The organism is Flavobacterium sp. KACC 22763 (assembly GCF_028736155.1).
Taxonomy (GTDB): domain Bacteria; phylum Bacteroidota; class Bacteroidia; order Flavobacteriales; family Flavobacteriaceae; genus Flavobacterium.
The window spans coordinates 3,496,321-3,515,322 of record NZ_CP117879.1; the positions used below are offsets into that span (position 1 = coordinate 3,496,321).

A 19,002-nucleotide genomic window follows, 5' to 3' on the forward strand; every position below is an offset into this window, starting at 1 on the left:
TTTATATATTTGCGAAAATTTTAAAAACAAAACAATAAGTTATGATTTCAAAAAGCCTATTTATGTCAGCCGCTATGGCTTTAACATGCAGTCTTGGTTTTAGTCAGGACAAAAAACAACAAGACATCAAGTCAATTAAATCTATGTGTGGTTGTTATGAAGTGAAGTTTAATTTCACAGAAACTTTCTCATACCCTAAAGATTCTCTTACTTATAAACCTTCTGAAACGAAACACGAATCTGCTTTAGAATGGGTTGAGCTACTAGAAGATACCCCAAACAAAATCGTAATGCAGCATTTACTTATTGTAAGTCCTGATATGATTATCAAACACTGGAGACAAGATTGGCTTTACGAAAACACAGACTTATATACTTTTGACAAAGGCAATTCTTGGAAATACAAAAAATTAGATAAAAAAGCGGTTAAAGGACAGTGGACTCAAAAAGTATATCAAGTAGATGATAGTCCAAGATATGAAGGATCTTCAACTTGGGTACATGTTGATGGACAAGACTATTGGGCAAATGTTGCCGATGCACCGCTTCCAAGAAGAGAACAGACAAAACGTAACGATTACAATGTTTTGAAAAGAAGAAACATTCACGAAATCACTTCTACAGGATGGAATCATGAGCAAGACAATGATAAATTGGTTCGTGACGATGCTGGAAAAGATGTTTTATTAGCGCAAGAAAAAGGCTTTGATGTTTACACAAAAGTCCCAGATTCAAAATGTATTGCAGGACAAAAATGGTGGAAAGAAAATAACGCACTTTGGAAAAACGTTCGCGACAAATGGCAAACGCTTTTTGACAGACACCAAGACTTAAACTTAGAGGCTAAAGTTGACAGAAAAGCACTTTACTCTCTTTTATTTGATTTGAAACCAGATGCTTCAAAAGCAGAAACAGATAAAATCATTGACAAATTTGTTAAGTAAGTTAGAATTAGTTGTTAAAACGAAAAAGCCGGAAGTCTCAAAACTTCCGGCTTTTTTTTATTTTTTTTCATACAATTACTGAGCACACTCAGAATAGGTAACAGCATGTTTTGATAAATCTGTCCATTTTGGATCTGCTGAAGATGCAGTGATTAATTTATCACATCCACTCCACAATGTTGCAAATTCTTTTTTGTATTCTTTTTTCTTTAATAAAAATGCAGGTGCATCTTTTTTAGCAACATAGTAAGATTTAGCATCTCCACCAACAAATTTAACACCTCCAACTCCAAAAGAAGTAGTTTCTTTTGCACGTGGATCACAATATATTCTAAGTTCTTTACTGAATGCTGGATTCAATAACTGCATTAAAAGTTTTGAAGTTTTTTTCTTTACTTGTACATCTGCTGTTTCAAAATAAGCGTAACCTTCTTTAAGGTACTCTTGGTTCAATTTATCGTCGTTCCATTTTTGGTAATCTGAAATAAAATCTAGCTTTTTAGTTAAATTATCAAGTCCGCTTGGTGGTAAGTACATGTGCTTAATATCCTCTGGTTTAAGTTTGTGTTTTTTTCCAGCTGCGTCTTGTAACTTAATAAATTCAATTAACCCTTTGTCTCTATCAATATCCCTAATAGTTCCGCTAAGTTCTGTTCCATCTGTTAACGTAATGTAAGCTGTTTTACTGTGTGAAAATCCATAAGATGGGTTAATTAAATCTTGAGCTTTTGTTGCTGTACACGCTACAAGAAGCATCATGAAAAGTAAAGTTTTTTTGATCATTGGTTTTTGGGTTTAAAATTTTGCCTACTCTCTCGATTTTCGGCTTCCTCGTATTTATTTTTACACTAACATCAATTGTTTTTCCCTTGATTTATTGATACTTTCAACTAAAAAATAACCAATTATTTCTTACCGTAAACATACTTATAAAATTGACACTTACAAATCTTGTTAATACTTTTTTACACGAAAATTCATCTTTAGATTCTTAAGCTTATGATGAATTAAACTTAACAATTAAGAGACATTCTATTAAATACATTAACAAAAAAAGCGAGCTCGTTTTTTTCGAGCTCGCTAGTTATAAGAATTTACAATTCGTTTTGTATAATCAATGGGTTTGCGTCAATTTCAACTTTTGGAATCAACCATTGCCATCTTTTATCTGAGGGTCCTACATTCATAACTCCATTTGTAATACCAACATCATGATTAGAATCAGTTCTATCCAATGTCGAATTTGTTCTTTTTAAATCATAAAATCTAAAGCCTTCTCCCCATAATTCAATTCTTCTTTGAAGCAAAATTTCATCAACAAGGGCCTGTCCTGAATTTGTCGATAACACATAAGAAGGATTTCTCGTTTTTTCAAATTCAAAAAGTACTGTTGCTGCATCTGCGTTTCCAAGTCTTGCTTTTGCCTCTGCTTCTATCAGATACATTTCTGAAACACGCATATATGGAACATCGCATCTACTATCACCTGTACTAACAGCCAAAAACTTTTGACTAGTATATGGAAACTTTGCAAAATTCGAAGGAAGTGCCAATGCAGTATGTTTTCCTGTTTTATCAAAAATCGTAGAACGCACATCAGTTGACGGAATCATATTATATAATTTACTATTGATCGCTTTTGGGCAAGAACGAATTACCGTTGAACTAAAGTTTCTAGACATATAAGCTCCAAAATTTCCAAAATACTGAGTTTGAACTTCATTAATATGGCTTCCCCACATCCATTCTTTATTATTATAATCATTAAAACCTAAAGCATATTCAGACATTGGCATTAAAGTCTTTCCAGCTCTGGCTTTATTTGCATATTCAGCCGCAATTGACCAATTTCCTTGAGTCAAAGCTACTCTTGCTTTTAAACCTTGAGCTACCTTCAAATCTAAATGTGAATTATTCGGTTTTGTATAACCAATTAACAAACTATTCGCTTCATCTAAATCCTTGTTAATTTGAACATACACCTCTTCAACACTTGAACGTGGAAACTTGTCATTTCCTACTGTCAAGATAATTGGCACACCAAGCTGAGAATTTGCATCACCATTTATATATCTCTTACCAAATAACTGTACCAATTGATAGTGACAAAATGCTCTATAAATTAAAGCTTGTCCCTTTACAATTTTCTTATCAGCATCAGAGCCAATTGCCACATCAGTTGCATTTATTATTGTGTTGGCATTTCTAATAATTCTATAATACGTTCTATAGGCAAAACGAAGTTCTGTAGAATTTTCATTAGTCATTGCGCTCCAATTATAAACAGTCAAAAACCATCCGTTAGTAATTGGAAAAACCACGTCGTCACCTGCGATATCAATTTGTTCCATTAGACCGCCTAAACCTCCTTGACTCTGATCCTCGTAGAGATAATACAATGACCTGTGCACACCATTCAAAAGCGTCATTAAATTCTCCGTGGTTTTTGTCGCTCCTTCGTAATCAACAAATTCAGTTGGCTTTTTATCTAAAAAATCATCCGAACAAGAGCCTAAAATAGTTATTGCTAAAACAGCAACTATTAATTTAATATAATTTGATTTCATAATGTTAAAAATTTAAATTCACTCCTAATGAAATTACTCGAGATGGTATATATCTATTTTGAGTCGTTCCATTAAAAGTTTGAGTTGGATCCATTCCTTGGCGCTTTGTGAACAGCATTAAATTTTCCCCGTTCACATAAATTGAAGCATTATCGATTTCGAATTTTGATATAAACTCTGAAGGCATTTTATATGATAAATTGACTTGTCTTAATGATAAATAATCTGAACCTATTAGCCATCTATCAGAAGCTGCACTTGCCGAAGTATTTCTATTAACATCTAATCGAGGCACATCTGTTATATCACCAGGCTTCTGCCATCTTCTAAAAATATCTGTACTTAAAGCAGATCCATAATTACTACCCGTATGCATTAAAACAGAATAATTAGTGTCATACATTTGTCCGCCTATTTGATATGCACAAACAACATCTAACTGAAGTCCTTTGTATTTAAATGTATTTCCAAAACTTCCAAACAAATCTGGAATAGCTGATCCTGCGTAATGGTATAATGCTTTATTTTGATCTGTTGTCACATTTACACCATTTACAACTCTTATTGAAGCATCACTTGAATTTACAAATTTTGGATCTGCGACATATAAAGCATATCCATCTGAAGAATCTACCCCATACCAATCTCTTAGCCAATAATCATATATAGAATGGCCTACTGAAAGTTTTTTAGTTCCGTCAATAATTTCTCCCTGAGGAAGTTCTGTAATTTTATTATTAATTGTTGACGCGTTAACATTTAAACTCCAAGAGAAATCATTTGTTTTAATGATAACACCGTCTAACGAAATTTCAAATCCTTTATTGACCATAGAACCAATATTTTCTACTCTATTGTCTAATCCTGAAGACAAAGGATTAGGCACTGAAAAAATTAATCCATCAGTATTTCTATTATAATACTCTACACTTCCTTTTAATCTGTTTTTGAACAAACCAAACTCTACAGCAATATCTTTCTGAGTATTAACTTCCCATTTTAAATCTGGTGCCGCGGCAGCATATGTTACGATACCACCTTCATTTCCATTATCATAACCTAAACTATAAGTAGGCTGGCTAACATAATAATTTAAACCATTAATTTTTGATCCTGCATCATTTGTATCGCCAATTATATGAGAATCATTTCCAACTTTCCCAATTGAAGCTCTAAACTTTAAATCATTAAGCCACGTATAATCCTTTAAGAAATTTTCCTTAGAAATTACCCAAGCTCCACCTAAAGACCAGAAGTTCCCCCAACGATTATTCTCAGCAAATTTGGAAGACCCATCTCTTCTTAATGATGCTGAAAAAATATACTTATTCATATAATCATAACCGGCTCTTGAAAAGTATGATTCTGTTGCATAATTTCTTGTAAAAGATGTTAAACCTGTAGTTGTAGCATAGTTAACAAATTCAATAATATCTGGCGCTACTTGACCTGTTTTACTACTACTGGTCCAATTTGTTTCATAATCAAAACTTTCATGTCCTAGTAATATATTGAATGAATGTTCTCCAATTTTCTTCGAGTAATTCAATAACTGGTTATATGTAATCCCTGTTAGTATTTTATCTTCTTTGCCCATTAATCCAGTTGGTGCTCCATCTCCAATTTCAGTATTATAGGAATAAGTTCTATTTCTATATGTTTTGTCAATAGAAGCATTTGTTGTAAATTTCAAATCCTTAGTAAATGAAATCTCAAAAAAAGTTCGTGCTGAAAGGGCTAATCCTTTTGCCACATCAGTATTATTTAAAGTTTCATAAACAACGTTACGTCCATTAGAAGCCCCTGATCCTCTCACAGTCGAATAAACACGATCACCATTTACATCAAGTACATAATCGCCATTTTCTGTATGATCAAAAACTGGATAAATTGGCCCCATTGTTCTTATCGTTCTAAATGGATTATTAAACGAATTGGTATTTTCAACGCCATCAGTTCCTAATTTAGAATTAGTCAAAGTCCCAGATATGTTTACCCCCGTTCTAAACCACTCTTTTAAACTTGTATTTAAATTCAGCCTTCCCGTTGTTCTTTCAAAACCTGATTTCTGTATGTATCCTTCTTCATCCAAATAACCTAAAGATGCAAAGTAATTTGATTTTTCAGATTTTCCTTGATAAGAGAAATCTACATTTTTGCGAACACCTGCTCTTTCCAACTGGTTTGCCCAATCAAGATCTTGAGGATACAATAACTTTGCATTAGGATTTAATTTACCATCGGTTCCAACTATGCTTCCATTAGGAACATTAAATGGGTTGGTCACCAATACAACAGGAACTCTTGCAGACGCATAAATATTCGCCGCATCTATTTCCGCTTGATTACCCATTGGGCGACTATTTCTAATCGCTTCCCATTCTAAAGGATAATAATCAAAAGCATTTACTCTTTTATAATCTTTAATAGATCTAGAAGTCATTCCAGTACTTAGATTAAGGGTAAATTTATCCTTTTGTGACTTTCCTGATTTTGTGGTGATAATAATAACACCATTTGCCGCTTTTGACCCATATAAAGATGTAGAAGATGCATCTTTTAAAACACTTAAACTTTCAATATCGCTTGAATTTAAATTACTTATATCTCCTGCGTATGGAACACCATCTACAATATACAAAGGAGTATTTGATCCATTAATTGAACTAAAACCACGAACTCTAATTTCTGGAGCTGCACCAGGCTGTCCGGCAGAACTTTGAATTTGAACTCCAGATGTTGATCCCTCCAAAACCGACAATGCATTTGTCAGTGGCCTATTTTCAAGTTGTTCTGATTTTATTTGTGTAGCCGATCCGACATAAGAAGTTTTTTTAGCTGTACCATATGCAACGACCACAACCTCATCTAATTCTTTTCCATCCTCTTGCAATTTAACATTTACAGAAGATGAATTACCAATAGTAATAATCTGATCTTTCATTCCCATGTAAGAAAAAACCAAAACATCACCTGTCTTTGCCTTTATCTTATACTTTCCATCAAAATCAGTTTGAACACCACTACTGGTTCCTTTTACCACAACATTCGCACCTGGAATAGGTCCGTTTCCATCTGACACAATTCCTGATATTGTTTTCTCTTGTGCAAAAAATACTTGCGTGAAAAGAAGAAACACCAGAATTGCTAATCCTTTAAATTTTTGTTTCATTATTTTGTTTTTTAATTAGAGAGGGCGAACTTAAAAAATTAAAATAATTTTAACAAGAATCAAACTACTTTTAACAATATAAAATATAATATTAATACTACAAATATATAGTTTTCGTGTGAGGTTGTGAAAAAGGAAATATTTTCCGAGAAGAAAATTGAATGTAGCAATGTCATTAAGAATAAAAAACCATCCAATAAATTAGATGGTTCTTTTATCTCAATCATTTTTCACTAAAAGTGTACTAATTCAAAATAGTTAAAAATGAATATTAGAAGAATTGACTTAAAACTTTATCACTTGCATTGTAATACTTACAAAAGCCATCGCAAAATTATATAAGAATTTCACCTCGCATATCCCATCAAAGTCAAAAAAGCAATAAAAAAAGCCAATAGTTTTGAACTATTGGCTTTTGACTCCTTGTATATATTTTTAAATCTTACATTCTTTCTGGAACTTCAATTCCTAATAATTGGAATGCAGATTTAATTACTTCTGCAACTTTTTGAGAAAGCTGCACTCTGAATATTTTTTTAGTCAAATCAACTTCTCCTAAAATGTGTACTGACTGATAAAAAGAGTTATATTCTTTTACTAAATCATAAGTATAATTGGCAATTAATGCTGGACTATGGTTTTGAGCCGCATTCTGAATTACTTCTGGGAAAAGTTCGATTTGTTTTACCAATTCTTTCTCTTTCTCGTGCAACTCTTCGATTTCAATTTTATTAGAAAAATCAAAATCGGCTTTACGGATTATCGATTGGATTCTTGCATACGTATATTGAATGAAAGGTCCTGTATTTCCTGCAAAATCTACAGATTCTTCTGGATTAAATAAAATACGTTTTTTAGGATCTATTTTCAAAATGTAATATTTCAAAGCTCCTAAACCAATCGTTTTATACAATTTCGCTTTTTCTTCTGCAGAATAGCTATCTAGTTTTCCTAAATCTTCAGAAATTTGTTTCGCTGTATCGGTCATATCCTGCATTAAGTCGTCTGCATCTACGACAGTTCCTTCGCGACTTTTCATTTTTCCAGAAGGTAAATCAACCATTCCGTATGACAAATGATATAAAGTTGAAGACCAATCAAAACCTAATTTTTTCAAGATTAAGAATAAAACTTTGAAGTGATGATCTTGCTCGTTTCCAACTGTGTAAACCATTCCCCCAACATCTGGCATGTCTTTAACACGCTGAATTGCGGTTCCAATATCTTGCGTCATATAAACTGCTGTTCCATCAGAACGTAAAACAATTTTACGATCAAGACCTTCGTCTGTCAAATCAATCCAAACAGAACCATCTGGATCTTTTTCAAAAACACCTTTGTCTAAACCTACTTGTACAACATCTTTACCTAAAAGGTATGTGTTGCTTTCGTAGTAATATCTATCAAAATTAACTCCAAGATTGGCGTAAGTTGTTGCAAAACCTTCATAAACCCACTCGTTCATTTTTTTCCAAAGTGCAATCACTTCTTCATCACCAGCTTCCCATTTCTTAAGCATATCTTGCGCTTCAATAATAATTGGCGCTTGTTTTTTTGCTTCTTCTTCAGTTTTACCAGCTTCGATCAAACCGCTAATTTCGTTTTTGTAAGCTTTATCAAACTCTACATAATATTTACCAACTAGTTTATCTCCTTTTAAACCAGAAGTTTCAGGAGTTTCTCCGTTTCCGAATTTTTCCCAAGCCAACATCGATTTACAGATATGAATTCCTCTATCATTGATAATTTGCGTTTTATAGACTTTTTTACCCGAAGCTTTTAAAATCTCTGCAACAGAATAGCCTAATAAATTGTTACGAACGTGTCCTAAGTGCAAAGGTTTATTGGTATTTGGAGAAGAATATTCTACCATAATCGCCTTCTCATCTGGGTTTGAAGCTACAAATCCGAATTGTTTTTGATCTTTTATTCCGTTAAAGAAATTTACATAATAGCTGTCTGAAATAACAATATTCAAGAAACCAGAAACTACGTTAAAGCGAGCAACTTCAGAAACATTCTCAACTAGATAATTTCCAATTTTGTTCCCCAATTCAACCGGATTACTTTTAATCACCTTCAATAAAGGAAAAATTACCATCGTAATATCTCCTTCAAACTCTTTTCTAGTAGTTTGAAACTCGATTTTATCAACAGTAACATCAAATAATGTTTGTATTGCTTTTTGTATAGAAGGTGTAAGAATTTGTGATAATGACATGTAAACTTATTTTAAAGTGAGCAAAGATACTGCTTATTCATCAATTAGAGAAAATCAAAAACATATTAAATTCAAGAAAAGAGTTTCAATTTGACAAAAAAGCATAAATATTAATTGTTAAAATTATCAAAAAACCAAAAGGCTAATCTATTACAAAACAGCCTATGAGAAAAAAAATATGCTTTTTTCTGAAATTTCTTGTAACATATCAACCCTAAAAGAGTCTTAATAGAGACTTTAATTTTTTTTGAAGTCAGGAAAAACAAAAAGAAAAAGCTAACAAAACGAAATCATCATCAATCAAATCAAAAATAATCAGTAAAAAAATCATGAAATTAAAATTCTTTCTGTTTGCGTTATTTGGAATAATCGCAACTGCACAAGCCCAGAATACTGGAAATGTTTCTGGAAAAATTACAGAAAAGTCAAACAGCGCGCCGATTTCTTACGCCACTGTTTCGCTTAAAGAAAATGGAAAAGTAGTTTCTGGAGTAAATACAGATGACAACGGAGACTTTTCATTTAAAAATATTGCCTTAAAAAGTTACACGATCGAAATTCAATATATCGGATTTAGAAAATATATTGGATCTGTTCTTTTGAGCGAAAACAAAAAATCGGCAACTGTAAATGTAGCTCTTGAGGAAGAAGCTACACAGCTTAAAGGTGTAAATATTGTTGCTGAACGTTCTACTATTGAACAAAAAATCGATAGAAAAGTAGTTAATGTTGGTAAAGATTTAACTACAGCTGGAGCTTCAGCATCAGATATTATGAACAATATTCCTTCTGTGAATGTAGATCAGGACGGAAAACTTTCGCTTCGCGGAAACGATAATGTTCGTGTATTAATTGATGGTCGTCCTACAAACATTGATCCTGCTCAGTTATTGAAACAGATTCCGTCTACTTCTATTAAAAAAATTGAGCTGATTACCAATCCAAGTGCAAAATATAATCCGGAAGGAATGTCTGGAATCATCAATATTGTCTTGCATAAAAATGCTAATACTGGTTTTAATGGAACTTACAGTGGAGGTATTACTTTTGGTAAAACTGCGAAGTATAATCAGTCTTTAGATTTAAACTATAAAACGGGTAAAGTAAATTTCTTTGGAAATGTGGGACAAAACTTTGGAACATACCAAAATAAAGGTTTCATACAAAGATTTGATCAAGATATCACTCAAAACATTAATGTATTGAATGATAACGATTCGTACTTATACAAAATCGGAATGGATTATTTAATTGACGATCATAATACTTTATCGATCTATACCAACCAAAACAAATCAACTGGTAAAGGTTACGTAGATACTGATATTGATTACAATAATGTAACGGGGTCTGACATTTCAAACATTTTCCAAAAATCAAGATATTGGGGACCTGACAGAGTTGGGACATACAATTTGGCATACAAACATATCTTTAAAAAAGAAGGTCACACTTTAGATTTTGAAGCAAACTATAGCGATAATAAAGAATCACAAAATGCTTCTTTTGATACTAAAACCACTAAAATTGACAATAGTGCTTCAGATGTTGTATACGATGATTTTCTACAAGGCACTAGAAAATTAAGCACTGTAAACGTAGATTATGTTAATCCGTTAAACGAAAAAACAACTCTTGAAGCTGGTGCAGAAGCTAGAATTACAAGAACGGCTAACGATTATATTACTGGAAATCCTTTATTACCAGTAGCAGACCAAACGTCTCACTATACTTATGACACAGATATTTATTCTGCTTATGTAACATTTGGACAGAAATTCAAAAAACTAAGCTATCAAGTTGGAGCGCGTTTTGAAAGTTATAAAGTACAAGCAAACTTAAATTACGGGCAAACTAAATTTGATGATGATTATATCACTTTGTATCCATCTGCTTATTTAACATACAATATCACTGAGAAAAATACTTTGCAATTAAGCTACAGCCGTCGTGTAGACCGTCCGAGTTTAGAGCAGACAAAACCTATTCGTGAATTTGCTACTCCATTAGTAACTTCGATAGGAAACCCAGAATTAAGACCGCAATTTACTAACTCTGTCGAAGTAAATTATACTAAAACTCTTGAAAAAGGAAGTTTTACAGCGGGTGTTTTTGTGAGAAGCATTAATGATCAAATCAGCAGAATTTTATATCCAGATCCTAACGATCCAAGTGAGCAAAAGCAAATTATGAGTTATACAAATTTTGATCACAATACTGCTTATGGATTTGAAATGTCATTCAATTATAAAATTACAAAATGGTGGGACATCCAGCCATCGATTGATTTTTCTAGTATTGATCAATCAGGAGTTATATATGGTTTTATTCCAGAAAAAAATGAAATTGGGCCTAAAAATAAAACAGTTACTGTTGCTGCATTTAATGGACGTATGAATTCTAACTTTAAAGTAAACAAACGCTTAAGCTTTTTAGCTTTCGGATTCTATAGAGGCGCTACAGATGGACTTCAAAACAACAGCCACGAAATGTACAAAATGGATATTGGTACGCGTTATACGTTGCTAGACAACAAAATGAATTTAAGTGTTCGTTTCAATGACGTATTCAACACTATGAAATATGCTTTCGATACTGAAAATCCTTATCCTCAAGCAGGTCAGTTTAAATGGGAAAGCCAAACGGTTTACTTTGGTTTGACTTACAACTTTGGAGGTGGAAAAATCAAAAAATTACAGCGCAAACAAAGAGAGGACAATACTAGCCAAGGCGGGGGCGGAATGTTCTAATCTTGTCTGAGAAGATTTTAAATAATTTTTGAATAATTTCTTGTAGAAAAAAAGTCTGGAGCTTGCCAACTCCAGACTTTTTTTGTTTTATACATTATTACAAGAAGTTTCGTAATTCCTTTATTTCTTCGGGATTTGCAATTTCAGAATTATCGGTGATTGCAGACGAATGATAAAAAGTCAGATCTAATTTTTCTTGCAGTAATTTTATATTCGAAGATCGCAAACCACCACCAGGCATAATTTCTATTCTATCGCCGGCTAGTTCTTGAAGTCTTTCTAAAGCAACAATTCCTTCTTCAACATTTACTCCTTGACCAGAAGTCAGAATTGTTTTGAAACCACAGTCAATAATAGATTCAAGCGATTTTTCTGGATTTTTAACCACGTCAAAAGCACGATGAAAAGTACATGATAGCGGATGCGCTAGATGTACCAATTCTTTATTCTGCTTTTTATTGACTTTTCCGTTTTCCTTTAAAATTCCAAAAACAAAACCGTCAACACCCAGCTTTTTATAGTGTTTAATATCTTGCTTCATTTCGGTAAGCTCTTCATCCGAATAAACAAAATCGCCACCTCGAGGTCTTATAATAACATGCATTTTTATATTTAAACTTTCACGGACTTTTACCACTAAAATTGAGTTTGGCGTTGTTCCTCCCAGTTTCATGTTTTCACATAGTTCAATTCTGTCCGCACCATTTGCTTGAGCAATTAATGCCGATTCATAATTAAAACAAGCTATTTCTAGTTGATTTTTTTTCATTTTGATTTTATTAAAAGGGCTTTCGTTTCACTCAGCCTTACAAACTTCAAAACAATTATGTTCAATCTTTGTCTCCCTGAGCGGAGTCGAAGGGCGCTCCTGTTGGAACGTGAGCTTCGACTCCGCTCAGCCTGACAAATAGCTTGTGTTCTACTGAGCAAAATCGACTGCTAATTTACTACTAAACATCCTTTTTATTAAAATTTTCATGAGTTGTTTTATTCAAACATTGAGAAAGTTTTTTCAAATCCTCCCATTTATCTTTTATTATAGCTTCTTTCTTTTTTCTACTCCAGCCTTTTACTTGTTTTTCAAATGCTATTGCTTGGATAACGTCATTAAACTCTGTGCAAAACACTAACTCTAAAGGTCGTTTATTAAAAGTATAGCTTTCTTTATTTAACCCATAATCATGCTCATTTAATCTTCTATTTATATCATTTGTCATTCCTGTGTAATAACTTCCATCAGAGCATTTCAATATGTAAACGTAATATCTTTTCATAATTTCTATTTTGCAAATAAAAGTAAGAAATTTAATTCAAAAATATTAAATGGAAGAGCGTGCCAATTGGAACGGGGCTTCGACTTCGCTCAGCCTGACAAATAGAAATCAATCACATGTTATCGTCAAAGATTTGTCTCCCTGAGCGGAGTCGAAGGGCGCTCCTATTGAAACGTGGGCTTCGACTCCGCTCAGCCTGACAAATCTGTATAAAAAAACCTGCTCCAAATATAGAAGCAGGTTTTAAAAAAATATAATGTAAGATGATTATTTTACCATTTAATGATAGCACTTGCCCAAGTGAATCCGCTTCCAAAGGCTGCTAAAACAACAGTATCTCCAGATTTGATTTTTCCTTGTTCCCAAGCTTCTGTCAAAGCAATCGGAATAGACGCTGCTGTTGTATTTCCGTATTTCTGAATATTATTATGAACTTGATCGTCTGTTAATTTAAATTTATTTTGAATGAATTGCGAAATTCTCAAATTTGCCTGATGCGGAATTAACATGTCGATATCTGAAACCTGCAATCCATTTGCTTCTAATCCTTCATTGATTACTTCTGCAAAACGAACTACAGCATTTTTAAATACAAACTGTCCATTCATATAAGGATAATAACTTTCGTCGTTTGGATCATTGTCAGCAATAATATCTGTTACCCAGCGTGCTCCCATTCCTGGCGCTTGCAGTGCCAATTCTTCAGCATGTTCTCCTTCAGAGTGTAAATGAGTGGACAAGATTCCTTTTGTTAAATCTTCCTCACGGCTTAAAACTGCTGCTCCTGCTCCATCTCCAAAAATTACTGAAACTCCACGTCCGCGTGTTGTCATGTCTAATCCTGTAGAGTGAACTTCAGAACCAATTACCAAAATGTTTTTGTACATTCCTGTTTTAATGTATTGGTCTGCCACAGAAATTGCGTAAACGAAACCAGAACATTGATTTCTAACATCTAATGCTCCAACTGTTCTTAAACCCAAATCTCTTTGAACCAAAACTCCAGGTCCTGGAAAATAATAATCTGGACTTAATGTAGCAAAAACTACAAAATCAATATCTTCTTTGGCAACACCAGAACGTTCTATTGCAATTTTAGCTGCTTTTACTCCCATTGAAGTCGTAGTGTCTTCTCCACGAATGATGTGTCTTCTTTCTTGAATTCCAGTTCTTTCCTGAATCCATTCATCATTGGTATCCATTATCTTAGACAAATCATCGTTAGTTACGACATTGGAAGGAACATAATATCCTAAACCAGCTATTTTTGAATGATACATAATCTATTATTATTTATTAAAAAATTGGATTGCAAATTTACGCATACTTTAAAATATACGTACACAAAATACTTTTTTTTTCGTTATTAGCAATTTAATATATTTTAATTCTAAGGTGACTTATCATCATTTACTTCTTGAAAAGGCAATATTAAGACACAAACATTGAAAAAAATTAAAAATCAGACCTAAGATGTAACAACATAAAAGTATTTTAGACAAACATTTTGAATACTATTATAAACACCAAAAATTTAAACTATGAAATTAAAGGTCACGCTGTTTTTATTTTTAAATATAAGTTTTTTCTCTTTTGCCCAAGAAAATCTAACTTATCAAAAACCTTCTAAATCCATTTTGGATTTGGCAGATTACCAAAGAGCACCTTCTGTGTCTATGGACACGAAAAAAGAAAACATGCTCTTAATGTATCGCAATACCTATAAAACACTCGATGATCTGAATCAAGATGAAGTTCGTTTGGCAGGTTTAAGAATTAATCCCATAACTAATATTTCAAGCACTGCAACTTACCTAAACAATCTAAAACTAAGAAAAATAAGTGGTAAGGAAGAAATTCAGGTTAAAGGCCTTCCTGAAAATCCAAAAATAACAAACATTCTCTGGTCGCCAAACGACAAAAAAATCTTATTCTCTAATACTACAAATTCGGGTGTTGAACTTTGGGTTTTGGATGTGGCAACAGCACAGGCTGAAAAACTTACAGAAGCTAGAGTAAATGCAAATCTTGGAAATCCGTTTAGCTGGTTTTTGGACAGTGAAACTATCTTAGTAAAAATGCTTCCTAAAAATAGACAGCCACTCTTAGATTCTAAAAAAGATCTGCCTACCGGGCCAATTATTTCGAATACATCGGGAGAGAAATCTCAAAACAGAACTTATCCTGATATGCTCAAAAACAAAAACGACGAAGCTAATTTTGAAAACTGTATAACTTCTGAATTGTACAAAGTAAAACTAAATGGCAATGCTGCTTTGTATAAAGAAGCTGCTATGTATTTTGGAGAAAGAATTTCGCCAGACGGCAATTACATTATGCTGACTACCATTCAAAAACCATTTTCTTATGTAGTTCCTTTGTATAGATTTCCTTCTAAAACTATTATTTATGATTTAACTGGAAGGGAAATTAAAGTGGTAAACGAGGTTCCTTTAAACGAAATTATGCCAAAAGGTTTTATGGCTGTTCGAAAAGGAAAAAGAGAAATGGCGTGGAGAAACGACAAACCTGCAACTTTATCTTATGTTGTGGCTTTAGATGAAGGAGACCCAGCAAATAAAGTTGATTTTAGAGATGAAGTTTTTCTTTGGGATGCACCTTTTGACAAAGAAGCTTCTTCATTGGCAAAAACACCACAGCGTTTCAGCGATATTACTTGGGGGAACGACAATTTAGCGGTTCTTTCAGAAGAATGGTACGACACGAGAAATACTAGAACTTTTTTAATAAATCCATCAAATCCAAGTGAGCAGCCAAAATTGATTACCGATAGAAATTCTCAAGATGTTTATTCAGATCCTGGAGTTTTTGAAACAAGAAAAAATGCCTATAATAAATATGTTTTAGCTATCGAAAAAAACAACTTGTACAGAATTGGCGAAGGTTACACCAAAGATGGACAATTTCCTTTTGTTGACGAATTCAATCTGGAAACTTTAAAATCAAAGCGTATTTATACTTCTCCATACAAAGATAAAAAAGAGGATATTTTAGAAATTGAAGATTTTAAGTCTGGCAAAGTCTTAGTTCAAATTCAGTCAAAAAGTGAATATCCGAATTATTTTTTCAGAAATATTAAAAAACAAAATAGCTTAACACAAGTTACTGATTTCAAAAATCCGTTTGAAAGCATTAAAAACGTAAGCAAAGAAGTTATTAAGTACAAACGTAAAGACGGATTAGAACTTTCAGGAACTTTATACCTTCCTGCCGGTTACGATAAAACTAAAAAAGAAAAATTGCCTTTATTAATCTGGGCTTATCCAGCCGAATATAAAGATAGAAACAGCGCTTCGCAATCGACTCAAAATTCTAACGAATTTACATTTCCTTACTACGGATCATTTGTATATTGGGTTACAAAAGGATATGTTGTTTTAGACGATGCCGCTTTTCCAATTATTGGTGAAGGAACTACAGAACCAAACGACAACTTTATTTCGCAATTAGTCGATAATGCTGCCGCTGCGATTGATGCTGTCGATGCTTTAGGATATATTAACCGCAAAAAAGTTGCTGTTGGCGGACACTCTTACGGAGCATTTATGACGGCAAATTTATTGACACATTCTGATCTTTTTGCCTGCGGAATAGCAAGAAGCGGCGCTTACAATAGGACTTTAACCCCATTCGGATTCCAATCTGAACAGAGAAATTACTGGGAAGCTCCCGAAGTTTACAATACCATGTCTCCATTTATGAATGCCGAAAAAATGAAAACGCCAATTTTATTAGTTCATGGAGAAGCAGATAATAATCCAGGTACATTTACTTTGCAGACAGAACGTTACTTTCAAGCATTAAAAGGTTTGGGAGCGCCTGCAAGAATGGTTATTCTTCCAAAAGAATCTCATAGTTATGTGGCTAAAGAAAACATTCTACACTTATTATGGGAACAAGATCAGTTTTTAGAAAAATATCTGAAAAACTAAATCACAATTTGATTCCAAAAGTAAACCCGACAGTTTTGAAACCTGTCGGGTTTATTATTTTAACAATTAGAAATTATCTAATTTTCTAATTGACACATTCTCTAATTATAAATAATTTAATGCTAAAAACACTTCTTGCTCAAGCGGTAAATCTATTTCGCTTTCAAAGAAAATCAATTGTCTTTTATAAACCGTTTCAATCAAATAATGGCCTCCTCTAAAATAAGTTCTTCTAATCTTTACCATTAGTTTTGATTCTGAAACCATTTTAAACTGATGTGGATAAACTAATGTTTTATGAGTTTCGTCTTCGTACGATAATAATAAATGAGTTGGAATTTCATTTACTTCTCCAAACAAAGAAGCGACATATTTAATTTGCGGATCTTCATATATTTTTGAAGGATCATCTTTTACTAAGACTTCTCCGTTTCGCATCACGATTGCCTGATCTGCAAAAGACAAAGCATCAGTACTGTCATGCGTTGCAATAATACAGGTAATTCCTTTTTGCTTTAGGTAACGAAATAAATTACGTCGCAATGCATTTTTTCTAAAAGCATCAATCTGACTAAATGGCTCATCTAGCAAAATCACTTCTGGTTCTAAAGCCAAAACTCTTACCAAAGCAACTCTCTGTTGTTGTCCACCACTTAAGAATTTGGTCTTTACATTAGAAAACTGATCCATTTCTACCATCTCCAATAATTCCTGAACACGAAGTTTTTTCATGTTTGCAAAACCATTTGATAGAAACTTACCTACGTTTTCTGCTACAGTTTCATAAGGAGATAAATCAAAATCTTGGGCTAGATATTTCATGTAAGGCATTCCTGGAATCAAATTAAACTTTGGTCCCAAAACTGGTTTATCTTCATAAAAAATCTTTCCCTCGTCCAGATCGTAAAGTCCATATATAAGCTTGAGCAGCGTACTTTTTCCGCAGCCACTCTCGCCAATAATGGCAATGTTCTGGCCTTTTTCAATAGAAAAAGAAATGTTTTTTATAACGGGGCTTTCGGTGTACGAAAAAGATATATTTTGTATGTCGAGCATGAGTTGTAATATGAGACGTCAAATTTACAATGTTTAATTTCTAAAGTCAAAAAAAAGCTGCTTCAATTATGAAACTCTTCTTAAGTAAGTTTATTGTCAGAAAAATTATTTAAAAATTAACATCATAATTTTATCTGTAATCTTTTTTTTACTTTATTTGTTTGAAATTTATAATTAATTTATGAAAAAATTGCTCCCTTTAATAATATTGCTTTTTACATCATATAGAATTGAGGCAGCGTGGTTTACTTCTATGGAAGATGCCCAAAAGGCAGCTTTAAGCACACACAAACTGATACTTGTAGATTTTACTGCAAAATGGTGTGGTCCTTGCAAGCAAATGGATTTAAATGCTTGGAATGATGTCCAGATTCAAACAATTCTTAAAGATTTTGTAACCTTAAAAATAGATGTCGATGTGAATCGGGACATTGCTTATAAATACCAGATTAGGCTTCTTCCCAGTATATTTATTATTGATCCTAACGGAAAAATTATTCATCAATTTACAGGTTATCAAACTGCTTCTGATCTAAGAAGAGAATTAATACAATATAGTTTATCTACAGAATATCTAGCCACAGAATTAATTGGTTTCTACCAAACTCAAAAATACAATACAGCTATTCGGATATCGCAGAAATATTACAATTATTCTCTATTAGTAAATAACAATATTAAAGGAAGAATAGTTCGTGTTGCTAATGAATATTTAAAAGATGCTAAAGATGAATTAAAGAAAAGTGACGAAAACTATTTGCAAAAGAAACAAAAACTTGAACTTTTAGTCCTTTACGAATTAGCATATCGCTTTGATTTTGAAAAGCTGAACAAAAAAATATCAGCAATTAAAGCAGAAGAAATTAACGAATTGAACGATTATCAATATTGGTTTTTAAAATACTTATCCATTAAGAACAATTCTGAAGAGGCAGTTGTTGTAGAAAAATTTCTAAAAGAAAATGATTTAGAAAATGTCATTGAAAACTGCAATCAACTTTATGCTTTTTACGAAAAATCAAAGCAAAAGAATCATTAACAAAAAAAAGCTGTTTCAATTATGAA

Annotated in this window: 12 protein-coding genes; 4 read left to right on the forward strand and 8 right to left on the reverse strand. The window is 32.7% G+C overall.

Annotation, left to right across the window (positions count from 1 at the left end):
* Positions 1-41: 41 nt before the first annotated feature.
* Entirely contained in the window at positions 42-944 is a 903-nt protein-coding gene (locus PQ463_RS14390; protein WP_111379951.1) for a DUF6607 family protein, read from the forward strand.
* 75 nt (positions 945-1,019) lie between these two features.
* Here the strand turns inward: PQ463_RS14390 and PQ463_RS14395 are convergent, their stop codons facing one another.
* From PQ463_RS14395 to argS, 4 genes are all read right to left on the reverse strand, one after another.
* Positions 1,020-1,727 (reverse strand): hypothetical protein, encoded by a 708-nt coding sequence (locus tag PQ463_RS14395; RefSeq protein WP_274254285.1) that lies wholly within the window; start codon positions 1,725-1,727, stop codon positions 1,020-1,022.
* A gap of 311 nt (positions 1,728-2,038) precedes the next feature.
* Entirely contained in the window at positions 2,039-3,511 is a 1,473-nt protein-coding gene (locus tag PQ463_RS14400; RefSeq protein WP_274254286.1) for a RagB/SusD family nutrient uptake outer membrane protein, read from the reverse strand.
* A 4-nt stretch (positions 3,512-3,515) separates the two neighbouring features.
* Positions 3,516-6,683, reverse strand: coding sequence for a SusC/RagA family TonB-linked outer membrane protein (locus PQ463_RS14405; protein WP_274254287.1), 3,168 nt, complete (start codon positions 6,681-6,683; stop codon positions 3,516-3,518).
* Between the two features lie 442 nt (positions 6,684-7,125).
* Complete coding sequence (argS, locus tag PQ463_RS14410) at positions 7,126-8,904, reverse strand: arginine--tRNA ligase (RefSeq protein ID WP_274254288.1); 1,779 nt, start codon at positions 8,902-8,904, stop codon at positions 7,126-7,128.
* Between the two features lie 329 nt (positions 8,905-9,233).
* Here argS and PQ463_RS14415 point away from each other — a divergent pair, with 329 nt between their 5' ends.
* Positions 9,234-11,654: a TonB-dependent receptor gene (locus PQ463_RS14415; RefSeq protein ID WP_274254289.1), complete on the forward strand. Its 2,421-nt coding sequence runs from the start codon at positions 9,234-9,236 to the stop codon at positions 11,652-11,654.
* A 97-nt stretch (positions 11,655-11,751) separates the two neighbouring features.
* On the opposite strand, the gene PQ463_RS14420 is transcribed toward PQ463_RS14415, so the two are convergent.
* The 3 genes from PQ463_RS14420 to PQ463_RS14430 form a co-directional block, all read right to left on the reverse strand.
* Positions 11,752-12,423, reverse strand: coding sequence for a copper homeostasis protein CutC (locus tag PQ463_RS14420; RefSeq protein ID WP_111379940.1), 672 nt, complete (start codon positions 12,421-12,423; stop codon positions 11,752-11,754).
* 181 nt (positions 12,424-12,604) lie between these two features.
* Complete coding sequence (locus tag PQ463_RS14425) at positions 12,605-12,928, reverse strand: GIY-YIG nuclease family protein (protein ID WP_274254290.1); 324 nt, start codon at positions 12,926-12,928, stop codon at positions 12,605-12,607.
* A gap of 272 nt (positions 12,929-13,200) precedes the next feature.
* Positions 13,201-14,208, reverse strand: a complete 1,008-nt coding sequence (locus tag PQ463_RS14430; protein WP_095929390.1) for a 3-oxoacyl-ACP synthase III family protein — start codon at positions 14,206-14,208, stop codon at positions 13,201-13,203.
* Positions 14,209-14,469: 261 nt separating this feature from the next.
* Here PQ463_RS14430 and PQ463_RS14435 point away from each other — a divergent pair, with 261 nt between their 5' ends.
* Complete coding sequence (locus PQ463_RS14435) at positions 14,470-16,881, forward strand: alpha/beta hydrolase family protein (RefSeq protein WP_274254291.1); 2,412 nt, start codon at positions 14,470-14,472, stop codon at positions 16,879-16,881.
* A 105-nt stretch (positions 16,882-16,986) separates the two neighbouring features.
* Here PQ463_RS14435 and PQ463_RS14440 read toward each other — a convergent pair whose 3' ends face one another.
* On the reverse strand, positions 16,987-17,937 hold the full coding sequence (locus PQ463_RS14440) for an ABC transporter ATP-binding protein (protein ID WP_274254292.1): 951 nt from the start codon (positions 17,935-17,937) through the stop codon (positions 16,987-16,989).
* Positions 17,938-18,118: 181 nt separating this feature from the next.
* Here PQ463_RS14440 and PQ463_RS14445 point away from each other — a divergent pair, with 181 nt between their 5' ends.
* Positions 18,119-18,976 carry a thioredoxin family protein gene (locus PQ463_RS14445; protein ID WP_274254293.1) on the forward strand — a complete coding sequence of 286 codons (858 nt, stop codon included), beginning with the start codon at positions 18,119-18,121 and terminating at the stop codon, positions 18,974-18,976.
* Positions 18,977-19,002: the final 26 nt, after the last annotated feature.